The 574-nt window shown below is 47.2% G+C and carries 1 protein-coding gene; it reads left to right on the top strand.

Going from position 1 to position 574, the window contains the following annotated elements; translation table 11 throughout:
* Nucleotides 1-574 (top strand): DNA repair protein (locus tag R8N47_RS27085; protein WP_318186352.1); only part of this gene is annotated, 574 nt, incomplete at both ends.

The following is a 574-nucleotide window of genomic DNA, read 5'->3' as shown; positions in this document are numbered from 1 at the left end:
AACCGCCAAAAGGCAGGAATCGGCACGCTATGTTGCACTTATTGATGGCACTGAAGAACTGATTGGTCACGCACACCATATTCCTTTTAGTAAGGAGCTTCTGCTGTGCCTAAACAATCGTATTCTTGATGCACTAGAAAGCATGCATGAGCTTGACCCGAAAAATAAGCAGCTCACTCAACGCATAGACAATATGAAGCAACAAATCGGACAGCTAAAAGAAAACGGTCCGACTGGTGAAAGTACCTCTTTCAAAATGCCAAGCAGCGATAAGCAAGCCATCGTGATGCTTAAGCTGGTTAAGCGCCTGCGTGACACCGTTCGAAACGAGCACAACAAAGGCCGATTAGACACCCAGACTTACGTAACCGAAAATGCGCGTTTGGAAACGATGCAAATTCGCATCAACATCGAAAACGTGATTAAGCGAGCGAACGATTCCATTGCTCGCGGCCAACCGGGTACTGCGCTACAACTGCTTCGCAAAGGCATCGATGCGCTGAGTACAAAACGCGATCCGTACTCCATCCAAGCAAAACAAAAGCTTGAAGAGATGCTTGGCGACTTAGACAAG

The sequence above is a fragment of the Vibrio sp. 2132-1 genome (assembly GCF_033344315.1).
Note: the sequence above shows the minus strand (reverse complement) of the source record. Positions and strands in the feature narration are given on the sequence as shown.